Below are 737 nucleotides of genomic sequence, written 5' to 3' on the forward strand. Positions count from 1 at the left end.
CCCCCAGGCTCTGCCCGCTGCCGCCGATCCGCCCGATCGCCTCGACGCTGAGCGCGCCCGCGCCCGAGGGCGGCGGCGCCAGGTGGGTGGCGCCGGCGGCCAGGATGAAGGGGGTGGGGTCGATGCTGACCGGCATGCCCAGGCGGAATTGCGAGGGGGCATAGCCCTCGCCGGAGACCTTGTGCCGCAGCATGGCGGCCGCGCTCTGCAACGGACCCGTGGACATGGCGGCAGGCTCCCGGCGGGGGCGGCGCCGCCAGGCCAGGACGGCCAGCACCGCGCCCCCGCCCAGCAGCACCAGGATGATGGTGACCATGCCGATGCCGCCTTCCTCCTCGCCGGCCTCGGCGGTGGAGGGGGTGCGGGCATCCGGCGCGGCCTGGCCGGTGGCGACGTCGAGCGGGACGTCCGGCGGCAGGAAGTCGGCGTTGCGCGGCTGGTCGCGGCGGCTGTCGAGCGCGGTGTCGAGCTCGCCCAGCCGGCCGCGGATCTCGGGATCGGTCGCGGCCCGCTGCTCGGCCGCCTGGCGCCATTGCTGGTAGCCCGGATCGGCCTGGTGGTGGTGGAAGAAATCGGCATGGCCCGGGCTGGACAGGGTGCTGACCAGAAACCACAGGAAGGCCGCGTCCCAGATGCCGAAGCGGCGCGGCCCGCCCAGCATGCCGGCCGGCGGCGCCCAGCCGCGGTCGCGGTACCAGCCGCCCGCGCCGCCGCCGCCGGCATAGCCCCCCGAATAG

The 737-nt window shown here is 76.4% G+C and carries 1 pseudogene; it reads right to left on the reverse strand.

Features of this window, described 5'->3' with window-relative positions:
* Positions 1 to 737, reverse strand: a pseudogene (locus GVN67_RS29100) (DUF2491 domain-containing protein); the annotation flags it as partial.

Source organism: Roseomonas sp. 18066 (assembly GCF_902706185.1).
Lineage (GTDB): Bacteria > Pseudomonadota > Alphaproteobacteria > Acetobacterales > Acetobacteraceae > Pseudoroseomonas.